This is a genomic window from Pseudomonas neuropathica (genome assembly GCF_051174785.1).
Taxonomy (GTDB): Bacteria; Pseudomonadota; Gammaproteobacteria; order Pseudomonadales; family Pseudomonadaceae; genus Aquipseudomonas; species Aquipseudomonas neuropathica_A.
This window is the reverse complement of the sequence record NZ_CP195111.1, coordinates 3,029,723-3,042,249: the sequence shown is the minus strand read 5'-3', so window position 1 is coordinate 3,042,249 and position 12,527 is coordinate 3,029,723. Positions and strand designations below refer to the sequence as shown.

Here is a 12,527-nt window from a genome sequence, read left to right as displayed (position 1 = left end):
AAAAGGAGAGCGCTATGCGCACTGTATTTTTGCGTCGTGGTCTGGTCGCTCTGTTTGCTGCGGCTGTCACCTTCGGCGCCATCACTCAAGCTCAAGCCGAGACACTTCGGATCGGTTACCAGAAGTACGGCACGCTGGTGCTGCTCAAAGCCAAAGGGACTTTGGAAAAGCGTCTGGCCGCCCAAGGCGTCGACGTGCAATGGACTGAATTCCCCGGCGGCCCGCAGTTGCTGGAAGGCCTGAACGTCGGCTCGATCGACTTCGGCGTCACCGGCGAAACCCCGCCAGTCTTCGCTCAGGCTGCCGGCGCCGATCTGCTCTACGTTGCCTACGAACCGCCGGCGCCGAATAGCGAAGCGATCCTCGTGCCGAAAGACTCGCCGATCAAATCGGTGGCCGATCTCAAGGGCAAGAAAGTCGCCCTGAACAAAGGCTCCAACGTCCACTACCTGCTGGTGCGTGCACTGGAGGACGCCGGCCTCAAATACACCGATATTCAAACCGTATTCCTGCCGCCGGCCGATGCTCGCGTTGCGTTCGAACGTGGCAGCGTCGACGCTTGGGTCATCTGGGATCCGTACCAGGCCGCCGCCGAGAAGCAACTGCAAGCGCACACCCTGCGTGACGGCAAAGGCATCGTCGATAACCACCAGTTCTACCTCGCGACCAAGCCTTACGCACAGAAAAATCCCGAGGTGATCAAGACTCTCGTGGAAGAAGTGCGCGCCGTTGGCGAGTGGTCGAAAGCCAACCCTGAAGACGTGACCCAACAAGTTGCGCCACTGCTCGGCCTGCCGGCGGACATCACCCTGACCTCGGTGAAACGCCAGGGCTACGGCGCGCTGTTCCTGACCCCGGAAGTGGTCGCCGCGCAGCAGAAAATCGCTGACACGTTCTTCCAGCTCAAGCTGATTCCCAAGCCGCTGAGCATCAAGGACGTGATCTGGACACCACCGGCCGCTGTGGCTCAAAGCTCGGCCACCCAAGCCCAGTAACTCGAATCCCCAAGGAGACCACTCCATGAGCCTCAATATCTTCTGGTTCCTGCCTACCCACGGTGACGGCCATTACCTTGGCACCGCCGAAGGCGCTCGCGCCGTCGACCACGGTTATCTGCAACAGGTCGCGCAAGCGGCGGATCGTCTGGGTTTCGGCGGTGTGCTGATTCCGACTGGCCGCTCTTGCGAAGACTCGTGGCTGGTGGCGGCGTCGCTGATCCCGGTGACCCAGCGGCTGAAATTCCTCGTTGCCCTGCGCCCCGGGATCATTTCCCCGACGGTCGCAGCGCGGCAGGCGGCCACGCTCGATCGTCTGTCCGGCGGCCGTGCGCTGTTCAATCTGGTGACTGGCGGTGATCCGGAAGAATTGGCCGGCGACGGTCTGTTCCTCAGCCACGAAGAACGCTATCAAGCCTCGGTGGAATTCACCCGCATCTGGCGTCGTGTGCTGGAAGGCGAAACCGTTGATTACGACGGTCAGCACATCAGCGTGAAGGGCGCGAAGTTGCTCTATCCGCCGATCCAGCAACCGCGTCCGCCGCTGTACTTCGGTGGCTCGTCGGAAGCGGCGCAAGACTTGGCCGCTGAGCAAGTGGAAATGGTTTTGACTTGGGGCGAGCCGCCGGCAGCAGTGGCCGAGAAGATTGCACAGGTTCGCGCCAAAGCCGCCAAGCTCGGCCGCACCGTGCGCTTCGGTATTCGTCTGCACGTGATCGTCCGTGAAACCAACGCTGAAGCGTGGCAAGCGGCGGATCGGCTGATCTCACACCTGGACGACGACACCATCGCTCGCGCTCAGGCTTCGCTGGCGCGCTTCGATTCGGTTGGCCAGCAACGCATGGCCGCACTGCACGGTGGCAGCCGCGACAACCTCGAAGTCAGTCCGAATCTCTGGGCCGGTGTCGGTCTGGTGCGCGGCGGTGCCGGTACGGCGCTGGTTGGCGATGGCCCGACCGTGGCCGCTCGCGTGAAGGAATACGCCGATCTGGGCATCGACACTTTTATCTTCTCCGGTTATCCACACCTCGAAGAGTCGTATCGCGTCGCTGAACTGCTGTTCCCGCACCTCGACATCGAGCGTCCGGAACTGCCGAAAAGTGCCGGTTATGTCAGCCCGTTCGGCGAGATGGTCGCCAACGATATTCTTCCCAAAGCCGCGTCGCAGAGCTGAGGCGCGCCATGAAGAAAATCATCCACAGCCTCGCGCCTTGGGCGTTGCCGGTGTTGTTGCTGGCGGTGTGGCAGTTGTCGGTGTCGGCGGGTTGGTTGTCGACACGGATTCTGCCGGCACCGGTGGCGGTGATCGAAGCCGGCGTGAGCCTGGTGTGCAGCGGTGAAATCTGGACGCACCTGGCGATCAGCGGTTGGCGTGCGGCACTGGGTTTCACCATCGGTGGCAGCATCGGGCTGGTCTTGGGTTTCATCACCGGCCTGTCGAAGTGGGGCGAACGCCTGCTCGACAGCTCGGTGCAGATGATCCGCAACGTGCCGCATCTGGCGCTGATTCCGCTAGTGATCCTCTGGTTCGGCATCGACGAGTCGGCGAAGATTTTTCTGGTGGCGCTGGGTACGTTGTTCCCGATTTACCTGAATACCTATCACGGCATCCGCAACGTCGATCCGGCGCTGGTGGAGATGGCGCGTAGTTACGGATTGAGCGGTTTCAGCCTGTTCTGGCAGGTGATTCTGCCGGGCGCGCTGCCTTCGATTCTGGTCGGTGTGCGCTTCGCCCTGGGCTTTATGTGGCTGACGCTGATCGTCGCCGAAACCATCTCGGCCAGCTCCGGCATCGGCTATCTGGCGATGAACGCCCGCGAGTTTTTGCAGACCGATGTGGTGGTGCTGGCGATCCTGCTTTACGCGGTGCTGGGAAAACTGGCTGACCTCGCGGCCCGTGGACTTGAACGTGTGTGGTTGCGCTGGCATCCGGCTTATCAGGTTGCCAAAGGAGGTGCTGCATGACTGCTCAACAACCTCCACGCCTGCTGCGCGGGATTCCGCTGGCGGTGCGCAACCTGCAGAAAACCTTTGGCGCGCGACAGGTGCTGCGGGACATCGATCTGCACATTCCGGCGGGGCAGTTTGTCGCCGTGGTCGGGCGCAGTGGCTGTGGCAAAAGCACTTTTCTGCGCTTGCTCGCCGGCCTCGATCAACCGACTGGCGGCGACTTGCTGGCAGGTGCCGCGCCGCTCAGCGATGCGCGGGAAGACACCCGATTGATGTTCCAGGAAGCACGTCTGCTGCCGTGGAAAAAGATCATCGATAACGTCGGCCTCGGGCTTAAAGGCAACTGGCGTCCGAAGGCTCTTGAAGCACTGGACGCGGTTGGCCTGGCCGATCGCGCCAATGAGTGGCCGGCGGCATTGTCGGGTGGACAGAAGCAGCGCGTTGCACTGGCCCGCGCACTGATCCATCAACCACGTCTGCTGTTGCTCGACGAACCGCTCGGTGCACTGGATGCGCTGACCCGCATTGAAATGCAGCAATTGATCGAGCGTCTCTGGCAGCAACACGGCTTCACGGTGCTGCTGGTGACCCACGACGTCAGTGAAGCGGTGGCGATTGCCGACCGGGTGATTCTGATCGAGGACGGCGAAGTCGGCCTCGACCTGCATGTCGAACTGCCGCGGCCGCGAGTGCGTGGTTCGCACCGCTTGGCAGCGTTGGAAACCGAAGTGCTTAACCGTGTTCTCTCCCTGCCCGGCGAACCGCCGGCGCCGGAACCTGTTTCACCACTGCCTACGCAACTGCGTTGGGCGCAATAACTCAAGCAAACGACAGGAATCAATGCCATGACTATCAAAGCCATCAACGTCCGTAACCAGTTCAAAGGCTCGATCAAGGAAATCGTCCTCGGTGACGTGCTGTCGGAAATCGACGTGCAGACCGCTTCGGGCATCGTCACTTCGGTGATCACCACCCGCTCGGTCAAAGAGCTGGAACTGGTGGTCGGCAGCGAAGTGATCGCCTTTGTGAAATCCACCGAGGTGTCGATCGCCAAGTTGTAAGCCGGTGAGCAAAAAACAACCCCGGAGGGCGTGAGCCCTTCGGGGTTTTTCATGGGGTTGGATCGGTGGTGCTGCCTTCGCGAGCAGGCTCGCTCCCACTGGGATCGCATTTCAAATGTGGGAGCGAGCCTGCTCGCGAAGAGGCCAGTCAGATCGCCAATGATCTCTTGGGCAGATACGGCGGCAAATACAGGCCGATATAGGCATCAAACACCCGCATCCCTTCCTCGGCCATGCGCGGCGTAATCTGCCCATGCTGCTGCACCGAGCGCGCATACACGCGGTCGCCCAGCTCCATTGCCAGAGCAAACACATCGACATCCTCCGGCAGTCTCGGCAGCTCGAAGTGATGATCGAACAGCTTGTGCATCAGATCGCCCAGTTCGATGTCGTGCTGACGATCAGCCTGAGTGACTTCGGTCAAACCATGTTGCGCGAGGATCAACTGCCGTGCGGCGGCGTCTTCGTCGTAGATCTCCAGCATCCGTTGTTCGACCAACCGCGACAGGTCACGCCAGTCTCGCAGTGCCTCGTGATCGATGGGCGCCTGAAGGCAGGCACGAAATGCGGCGTGCACATCCGCCGTTAGTGCTTCGAGCAATGCCGGGACGCTGGCAAAGAAGTGGTACACGGAGGAGGGCGGAATCTGCGCGCGCTCGGCGACGCTGTAGATCGACAGACTGGCCACGCCCTCGGCGGCCAGCAGCGTGCGTGCGGCGTCGAGTATCGAATCGATGCGCGCCTGGCTGCGGGCACGGGGTTTGCGGACGGGGGCGGGTCGCGTCATGGAAGTCTCCTGCGGGGCAGCGGGCATTGTACGAGCCGGCTTGTGTGTTGTCTGCCAGGACGCCTTCGCGAGCAGGCTCGCTCCCACAGGATCCGCTGCGTACATAAAGTCATCGTTCACCGGAGATCAATTGTGGGAGCGAGCCTGCTCGCGAACCGCCGCAGGCGGCCATAAAAAAGCGCTGCGGGCTGAAATAGCCGGCAGCGCTTTTTATTTCTGCACCCGCTTAAACGGTATGCAGATACCAGTTGTACTCAAGGTCGGAGATGGAGTGTTCGAACTCCTCCAGCTCGCTTTCCTTGCAGGCGACGAAGATATCGATGTACTTCGGATCGATGTACTTGGCCATCACCTCGCTGTCGTCCAGCTCGCGCAGGGCATCGCGCAGGTTGTTCGGCAGGCTTTGTTCGTTCTGCTCGTAGCTGTTGCCTTCAACAGGCGCGCCCGGCTCGATCTTGTTGGTCAGACCGTGGTGCACGCCCGCCAGAACCGAAGCCATCAGCAGGTACGGGTTGGCATCGGCACCGGCCACGCGGTGTTCGATACGCACGGCATCGGACGAGCCGGTCGGTACGCGAATCGCCACGGTGCGGTTGTCCAGGCCCCAGCACGGCGAGTTCGGCACGTAGAACTGTGCGCCGAAACGGCGGTAGGAGTTGACGTTCGGGCAGAGGAAAGCCATCTGCGCGGGCAGGGTCTCGAGCACACCGCCGATCGCGTGACGCAGCGCGGCGTTCTGCTCGGGATCCTCGCTGGCAAAAATGTTTTTGCCTTCTTTATCCAGAATCGAAATGTGTACGTGCAGACCATTACCTGCCTGGCCCGGGTACGGCTTGGCCATGAAGGTGGTGTCCATTTCATGGTCGTAGGCGATGTTCTTGATCAGACGCTTGAGCAGTACCGCGTAGTCGCAGGCCTTGATCGGGTCGGCGACGTGGTGCAGGTTCACTTCGAACTGCGCCGGGGCACTTTCCTTGACGATGGCGTCAGCCGGGATGCCTTGCTCTTTGGCACCTTCCAGAATGTCCTGGAGGCAGTCGACGTATTCGTCGAGGTCGTCGATCAGGTAGACCTGCGTCGAGTGCGGACGTTTGCCGGAGATCGGCGAGCGTGGCGGCTGTGGACGGCCGTTCACGTTTTCCTGGTCGATCAGGTAGAACTCGAGTTCGAAGGCGGCGCAGATGGTCAGGCCCAGCTCGTCAAACTTTGCAACAACTTGACGGAGCACTTCGCGCGGATCGGCGAAGAATGGGTCGCCTTCGAGTTCGTGCATGGTCATCAACAGTTGCGCGGTCGGGCGCTTCTGCCATGGCTCGTTGCACAGGGTATCGGGGATCGGATAGCAGATACGATCGGCGTCGCCGATGTCCAGGCCCAGGCCGGTGCTTTCCACCGTAGAGCCGTTGATATCCAGAGCAAATAGAGAGGCCGGCAGGTTGATGCCTTTCTCGTAAACCTTGTGGAGGCTGGTGCGTTCAATGCGCTTGCCGCGCACCACACCATTCATATCCGCAATCAGAAGGTCAACGTACAGAACCTCAGGATGTTCCTTAAGGAACGCGTTCGCTTCGTTAAGCTGAACGGCACGCGGGGGTACCGACATGATGCAACACCTTTGTTGTTAAAAATATCAATCATTGATCTTTTCTGGTTTCAGTCAACCCGAACGGCCTGCCGAAGTCAAGCGAGGCCTTTTTTGCCCTAAAAAAGCGCTGCGAGGGCATTTATGGGGCACTTTCGAGCGTTTTTTTGTCCTTCGGAGACTGTGCACCCGCAGGCTTGAGCAGGCCGTGTTGTATTTTTTACGGGGGTGTTGTGTAAAAAAATGAACAAGGCTAAGCTCCGATCAAACCCATAACAGCAATAATACCGGGGTGCTTCATGTCTCGCCTGCCGTTAATCGGCATCACCGACTGCTCGCAACAGTCCGGTCTGCATGCTCATCACATCAGTGGCGACAAATCCGTCCGTAGCGCAGCCAACATGGCTCGCCAGTTGCCGACGATGTTCCCGTCCATGGCCATTCAAGCGCCAGCGTCCGATATTCTGGACGTACGGGAAAGCATCCTGTTTATGGCGTCCCCTTCCAATATAGATCGCTTTCAACCTCAAAGCCTGTGCCGCTTCCCAAGCGGTGCTCATGATTCTGCACGCCTTGAGTGTGCACAGGAAATGCAACGCCAGCGTAAAGGGCAGGTAAGCTCCTCTTTCATTGTCTATGCGCGGTGCCGGGCGTAAGCCGGCACTGCGCGAGCAAGCCCCCTTTAACGCGACGCTCCAAGCGTCAAACTTTGCCTGACATCATGTCAGGAGACTCAGCCCAGAGGCATTTATGAGTAACAACCTCGACCAGCTCACCGATTGGTTGAAAGACCACAAGATCACAGAAGTCGAATGCATGATCGCCGACTTGACCGGGATCACCCGGGGCAAGATTTCGCCGACCAACAAGTTCATCGCCGAAAAAGGCATGCGCCTGCCCGAAAGCGTGCTGTTGCAGACCGTGACCGGCGACTACGTCGAAGACGACATCTATTACGAACTGCTCGACCCGGCCGACATCGACATGATCTGCCGCCCCGACCAGAACGCTGTGTACATGGTGCCGTGGGCCATCGAGCCGACTGCCCAGGTAATCCACGACACCTACGACAAGCAAGGCAACCCTATCGAGCTGTCGCCGCGCAACGTCCTCAAGAAAGTCCTCAAACTCTATGCCGACAAAGGCTGGCAGCCGATCGTGGCGCCGGAGATGGAGTTCTACCTGACCAAGCGCAGCGACGACCCTGACTATCCGTTGCAGCCGCCGATTGGCCGCTCGGGCCGTCCGGAAATCGGTCGTCAGTCGTTCTCGATCGAAGCGGCGAACGAATTCGACCCGCTGTTCGAGGACGTCTACGACTGGTGCGAACTGCAGGAGCTGGACCTCGACACGCTGATCCACGAAGACGGCACGGCGCAGATGGAAATCAACTTCCGTCACGGCGACGCACTGTCGCTGGCCGACCAGATTCTGGTGTTCAAACGCACCATGCGCGAAGCCGCGCTCAAGCACGATGTGGCCGCCACCTTTATGGCCAAACCGATGACCGGCGAGCCGGGTAGTGCGATGCACTTGCACCAGAGCATCATCGACATCGAGACCGGCAAGAACGTTTTCTCCAATGATGATGGAACCATGAGCCAGTTGTTCCTGCACCACATCGGTGGCCTGCAGAAACTGATTCCTGAGCTGTTGCCGCTGTTCGCGCCGAACGTCAACTCGTTCCGCCGCTTCCTGCCGGACACCTCCGCACCGGTGAACGTCGAGTGGGGCGAAGAAAACCGCACCGTCGGCCTGCGCGTACCGGATGCCGGCCCGCAGAACCGTCGTGTCGAGAACCGCCTGCCGGGCGCCGACGCCAACCCGTATCTGGCGATCGCCGCGAGCCTGCTCTGCGGTTACATCGGCATGGTCGAAGGCCTCAACCCGAGCGCGCCGGTGGTGGGCCGTGGTTACGAGCGCCGCAACCTGCGCCTGCCGCTGACCATCGAGGACGCGCTGGAGCGTATGGAAAACAGCGCCACCATCGAGAAGTACCTGGGCAAAACCTTCATCACTGGCTACGTCGCGGTAAAACGGGCCGAGCATGAAAACTTTAAGCGCGTGATCAGTTCCTGGGAGCGTGAGTACCTGCTCTTCGCCGTCTGATACGCCGGGCGCGGTCCTCAGCGGCCGCGTCTTCACCGATAACAAGGAGAATTGGCATGACCAGCAACAACCCGCAAACCCGCGAGTGGCAAGCACTCAGCAATGATCACCACCTGGCCCCGTTCAGCGACTTCAAGCAATTGAAAGAGAAGGGCCCGCGGATCATCACCAACGCCAAGGGCGTTTACCTGTGGGACAGCGAAGGCAACAAGATTCTCGACGGCATGGCCGGTCTGTGGTGCGTGGCCATCGGTTACGGTCGCGATGAGCTGGCCGATGCGGCCGCCAAACAGATGCGCGAACTGCCGTACTACAACCTGTTCTTCCAGACCGCGCACCCGCCGGCACTGGAGCTGGCCAAGGCCATCGCCGACGTGGCGCCGGAAGGCATGAACCATGTGTTCTTCACCGGTTCCGGCTCCGAAGGCAACGACACCATGCTGCGCATGGTCCGCCACTACTGGGCGATCAAGGGCCAGCCAAACAAAAAAGTCATCATCAGCCGCAAGAACGGTTATCACGGTTCCACCGTCGCCGGCGCGAGCCTCGGTGGCATGACGTATATGCACGAACAAGGCGACTTGCCGATCCCGGGCATCGTCCACATTGCGCAGCCGTACTGGTTCGCTGAGGGTGGCGAGATGTCCCCGGAAGAGTTCGGCATCTGGGCGGCCAATCAGTTGGAAGAGAAGATTCTCGAAGTCGGCGTCGACAACGTCGGTGCCTTTATTGCCGAGCCGATTCAGGGTGCCGGCGGCGTGATCATTCCGCCCGATACCTACTGGCCGCGCATCAAGGAAATCCTCGCCAAGTACGACATCCTGTTCGTGGCGGACGAAGTGATCTGCGGTTTCGGCCGCACCGGTGAGTGGTTCGGCAGTGATTTCTACGATCTCAAGCCGGACATGATGACCATCGCCAAAGGCCTGACCTCCGGCTACATCCCGATGGGTGGCCTGATTGTTCGCGACACCGTGGTGGCGGTGCTCAACGAAGGTGGCGATTTCAACCACGGCTTCACCTACTCCGGTCACCCGGTGGCAGCCGCAGTGGGCTTGGAAAACATCCGCATCCTGCGCGATGAAAAAATTATCGAGAACGCGCACAACGAAACGGCACCGTATTTGCAGAAACGTCTGCGGGAACTGAACGATCACCCGTTGGTGGGTGAAGTTCGCGGAGTCGGTCTGTTGGGCGCGATCGAGCTGGTGCAAGACAAGGCCACGCGCAAGCGTTACGAAGGCAAGGGCGTTGGCATGATCTGCCGCCAGTTCTGCTTCGACAACGGCCTGATCATGCGCGCTGTGGGCGACACCATGATCATCGCGCCGCCGCTGGTGATCAGCAAAGCCGAGATCGATGAGCTGGTGACAAAGGCACGCAAGTGTCTGGACCTGACCCTCAGTGCGTTGCAGGGCTAAGTGCTAGGCTTTGAGCGGGGGAGCCGTGGCGCTCGCGCTCAAAGCTGTCAGAAAGGCTGGTCTTTTCTTGAAAGACCGCCTCGGATCTTGCCAGACTAGCCGCGGTTCCAGTTGTCCGGGTTCGGCCGCTGAACAAAGTGGTTCAAAAAAGAAAAATTTGGAGCATTAACGCATGAAGGCATTAGGCAAAAAGCTCGCTGGCAAGACTCTGCTCGCCATATCCCTGATGGGAGTCATGGCGGCTGCGGCACAGGCGGACGACAAGGTGTTGCACGTCTACAACTGGTCCGACTACATCGCCCCGGACACCGTGGCCAACTTTGAAAAAGCCACCGGGATCAAAGTCGTCTACGACGTCTTCGACAGCAACGAAACCCTGGAAGCCAAGCTGCTGGCCGGCAAGTCCGGTTACGACATCGTGGTGCCTTCCAATAACTTCCTCGCCAAGCAGATCAAGGCCGGTGTTTACCAGGAACTGGACAAGTCCAAGCTGCCGAACTGGAAGAACCTCGACGAAGACCTGCTCAAGGCTGTTGGCGATGCCAGCGACCAAGGCAACAAGCACGCGTTCCCGTACATGTGGGGCTCGATCGGCATCGGCTACAACCCGGCCAAGGTCAAGGCTGCGCTGGGCATCGACAAGATCGATTCCTGGGACGTGGTGTTCAAGCCTGAAAACATCGAGAAGCTCAAAAGCTGCGGCGTAAGTTTCCTCGACGCACCGACTGAAATGATTCCGGCGGCGCTGCACTATCTGGGCAAGCCGACCAACAGCAAGGACAAGGCTGACCTGAAAGCCGCCGAAGACCTGTTCCTGAAAATTCGTCCGTCGGTTGCCTACTTCCATTCCTCCAAGTACATCTCCGACCTGGCCAACGGCAACATCTGCGTCGCCGTCGGTTACTCGGGTGACCTGGAACAATCCAAGACCCGCGCTCAGGAAGCCGGTGACAAGGTCAAGCTGGCCTACACCATTCCAAAAGAAGGTGCTGGCACGTTCTACGACATGGTCGCCATTCCCAAGGATGCCGAAAACGTCGAAGCCGCCTACAAGTTCATGAACTACCTGCTTGAGCCGCAAGTGATGGCCGGCATCACCAACGCCGTGCGTTTCCCGAACGGCAACAAAGCTGCCACGCCACTGGTGGACAAGGACATCACCAGCGATCCGAGCATCTACCCGTCGGCTGAAGTGAAGAAACAGCTCTACGCGATCAGCGACCTGGACGCAGCGACCCTGCGCCTGATCACTCGCAGCTGGACCAAGATCAAATCCGGTAAATAACCCGGTTTGAAGCAGCAACCGCTGGCCGTCATGCCCCGCGCGGGCGGCCAGCGGATCAATTAAATGACAGGAAGTTTTGCAGGAACGGTTTTTCGAGGGTAAGTTGCGCGCCGGTTTTGTTGCCGGGCAGCCACGGCTGTCATGCAGCGCGGGGCAACTTGGGCCCAACTAATTTAGAGGACCTCCACTTGCCTATTTTTTCTTCTTTGCGCAAAGCCCTGCTGGCCACTGCCGGCCTGACGATTGCTGTCGGAGCCCAGGCCGCCGGTACGGTGCATATTTATAACTGGTCGGATTACATCGGTGAGTCGACGCTGGCCGACTTCCAAAAGGCAACCGGGATCAAACCGGTCTACGACGTGTTCGACTCCAACGAAACCCTGGAAGGCAAACTGCTGGCCGGGCGTACCGGTTACGACGTGGTCGTGCCGTCGAACCACTTCCTCGGCAAGCAGATCAAGGCGGGCGCGTTCCAGAAGCTCGACCGCTCGCAGCTGTCGAATTATTCCAATCTCGACCCGGCGCTGCTCAAGCGTCTGGAGCAGAACGATCCGGGCAACCTGTACGCCGTGCCGTACCTGTGGGGCACCAACGGCATCGGTTACAACGTCGATAAAGTGAAGGCTGTACTGGGTGTCGACAAGATCGATTCGTGGGGCGTTTTGTTCGAGCCTGAGAACATCAAGAAGCTGCAAAGCTGCGGCGTGGCATTCCTCGATTCGGCGGATGAAATGATGCCGACCGTGCTCAACTATCTGGGCCTGAATGCCAACAGCACCAATCCGAAGGACTACGAAAAAGCCACCGACAAATTGCTCGCGGTGCGTCCTTACGTGACTTACTTCCACTCCTCGAAATACATCGGTGATCTGGCCAACGGCGACATCTGTGTGGCCATCGGTTTCTCCGGCGATATCTTCCAGGCGAAGAACCGCGCCGCCGAAGCCAAGAAGGGCGTGAACATCGCCTACACGGTGCCGAAAGAGGGTGGCGCGTTGTGGTTCGACATGCTGGCAATCCCCAAGGATTCGTCGAACGTGAAGCAGGCCCACGCCTTCATCAACTATCTGCTGAAACCTGAGGTGATCGCTCAGGTCAGTGATTACGTCGGTTACGCCAACCCCAATCCGGGGTCGGACAAGTTGATGGAGCAATCCATCCGCACCGATGCGTCGGTGTATCCACCGCAGGCCGTTATCGACAAGGCCTACGTATCGACTGAGTTGCCACCGAACATTCAGCGCCTGATGACCCGCAGCTGGACCAAGGTCAAGTCGGGGATGTAAGGCACACACTATCCTGGGTTCGCCTTGCGGGGCGAACTGCACTGTTTTTTT

The 12,527-nt window shown here is 59.6% G+C and carries 12 protein-coding genes; 10 read left to right on the top strand and 2 right to left on the bottom strand.

Translation table 11 applies throughout. The features are described from left to right. Positions 1-14 precede the first annotated feature (14 nt). From ACRRSD_RS13855 to ACRRSD_RS13835, 5 genes are read left to right on the top strand one after another with little or no spacing between them, the layout of a single operon-like run. Positions 15-995 carry a sulfonate ABC transporter substrate-binding protein gene (locus ACRRSD_RS13855; RefSeq protein ID WP_435038391.1) on the top strand — a complete coding sequence of 327 codons (981 nt, stop codon included), beginning with the start codon at positions 15-17 and terminating at the stop codon, positions 993-995. A gap of 25 nt (positions 996-1,020) precedes the next feature. Next, positions 1,021-2,169 (top strand): FMNH2-dependent alkanesulfonate monooxygenase, encoded by a 1,149-nt coding sequence (ssuD, locus tag ACRRSD_RS13850; protein ID WP_018928626.1) that lies wholly within the window; start codon positions 1,021-1,023, stop codon positions 2,167-2,169. 8 nt (positions 2,170-2,177) lie between these two features. Then, positions 2,178-2,960, top strand: a complete 783-nt coding sequence (gene ssuC, locus ACRRSD_RS13845; RefSeq protein ID WP_435038390.1) for an aliphatic sulfonate ABC transporter permease SsuC — start codon at positions 2,178-2,180, stop codon at positions 2,958-2,960. After that, entirely contained in the window at positions 2,957-3,763 is an 807-nt protein-coding gene (ssuB, locus tag ACRRSD_RS13840) for an aliphatic sulfonates ABC transporter ATP-binding protein (protein ID WP_435038389.1), read from the top strand. Before ssuC ends, ssuB begins: the two co-directional genes overlap by 4 nt. Positions 3,764-3,790: 27 nt before the next feature. Next, positions 3,791-4,006 (top strand): TOBE domain-containing protein, encoded by a 216-nt coding sequence (locus tag ACRRSD_RS13835; RefSeq protein WP_003229256.1) that lies wholly within the window; start codon positions 3,791-3,793, stop codon positions 4,004-4,006. Between the two features lie 148 nt (positions 4,007-4,154). Here ACRRSD_RS13835 and ACRRSD_RS13830 read toward each other — a convergent pair whose 3' ends face one another. Continuing rightward, complete coding sequence (locus ACRRSD_RS13830; RefSeq protein WP_435038387.1) at positions 4,155-4,793, bottom strand: TetR/AcrR family transcriptional regulator; 639 nt, start codon at positions 4,791-4,793, stop codon at positions 4,155-4,157. Between the two features lie 226 nt (positions 4,794-5,019). After that, on the bottom strand, positions 5,020-6,396 hold the full coding sequence (locus ACRRSD_RS13825) for a glutamine synthetase family protein (RefSeq protein WP_007913842.1): 1,377 nt from the start codon (positions 6,394-6,396) through the stop codon (positions 5,020-5,022). A gap of 278 nt (positions 6,397-6,674) precedes the next feature. On the opposite strand from ACRRSD_RS13825, the gene ACRRSD_RS13820 reads away from it, so the two are divergent. The 5 genes from ACRRSD_RS13820 (at position 6,675) to ACRRSD_RS13800 (ending at position 12,476) form a co-directional block, all read left to right on the top strand. Continuing rightward, complete coding sequence (locus ACRRSD_RS13820; protein ID WP_435038386.1) at positions 6,675-7,031, top strand: gamma-glutamyl-gamma-aminobutyrate hydrolase family protein; 357 nt, start codon at positions 6,675-6,677, stop codon at positions 7,029-7,031. Positions 7,032-7,125: 94 nt separating this feature from the next. Next, entirely contained in the window at positions 7,126-8,484 is a 1,359-nt protein-coding gene (locus tag ACRRSD_RS13815; protein WP_122596641.1) for a glutamine synthetase family protein, read from the top strand. A 56-nt stretch (positions 8,485-8,540) separates the two neighbouring features. Beyond that, on the top strand, positions 8,541-9,905 hold the full coding sequence (locus ACRRSD_RS13810; RefSeq protein WP_435038385.1) for an aspartate aminotransferase family protein: 1,365 nt from the start codon (positions 8,541-8,543) through the stop codon (positions 9,903-9,905). A 172-nt stretch (positions 9,906-10,077) separates the two neighbouring features. Continuing rightward, the gene (locus ACRRSD_RS13805) at positions 10,078-11,190 is read left to right on the top strand and encodes a polyamine ABC transporter substrate-binding protein (protein WP_435038384.1); all 1,113 of its coding nucleotides are present in this window, start codon (positions 10,078-10,080) and stop codon (positions 11,188-11,190) included. A gap of 188 nt (positions 11,191-11,378) precedes the next feature. Beyond that, on the top strand, positions 11,379-12,476 hold the full coding sequence (locus ACRRSD_RS13800; RefSeq protein ID WP_435038383.1) for a polyamine ABC transporter substrate-binding protein: 1,098 nt from the start codon (positions 11,379-11,381) through the stop codon (positions 12,474-12,476). Positions 12,477-12,527 lie beyond the last annotated feature (51 nt).

Coding starts and splice junctions, on each gene's coding strand:
- ACRRSD_RS13855 (WP_435038391.1), top strand. CDS start 15: ATGCGCACTGTATTTTTGCGTCGTGGTCTGGTCGCTCTGTTTGCTGCG.
- ssuD (WP_018928626.1), top strand. CDS start 1,021: ATGAGCCTCAATATCTTCTGGTTCCTGCCTACCCACGGTGACGGCCAT.
- ssuC (WP_435038390.1), top strand. CDS start 2,178: ATGAAGAAAATCATCCACAGCCTCGCGCCTTGGGCGTTGCCGGTGTTG.
- ssuB (WP_435038389.1), top strand. CDS start 2,957: ATGACTGCTCAACAACCTCCACGCCTGCTGCGCGGGATTCCGCTGGCG.
- ACRRSD_RS13835 (WP_003229256.1), top strand. CDS start 3,791: ATGACTATCAAAGCCATCAACGTCCGTAACCAGTTCAAAGGCTCGATC.
- ACRRSD_RS13830 (WP_435038387.1), bottom strand. CDS start 4,793: ATGACGCGACCCGCCCCCGTCCGCAAACCCCGTGCCCGCAGCCAGGCG.
- ACRRSD_RS13825 (WP_007913842.1), bottom strand. CDS start 6,396: ATGTCGGTACCCCCGCGTGCCGTTCAGCTTAACGAAGCGAACGCGTTC.
- ACRRSD_RS13820 (WP_435038386.1), top strand. CDS start 6,675: ATGTCTCGCCTGCCGTTAATCGGCATCACCGACTGCTCGCAACAGTCC.
- ACRRSD_RS13815 (WP_122596641.1), top strand. CDS start 7,126: ATGAGTAACAACCTCGACCAGCTCACCGATTGGTTGAAAGACCACAAG.
- ACRRSD_RS13810 (WP_435038385.1), top strand. CDS start 8,541: ATGACCAGCAACAACCCGCAAACCCGCGAGTGGCAAGCACTCAGCAAT.
- ACRRSD_RS13805 (WP_435038384.1), top strand. CDS start 10,078: ATGAAGGCATTAGGCAAAAAGCTCGCTGGCAAGACTCTGCTCGCCATA.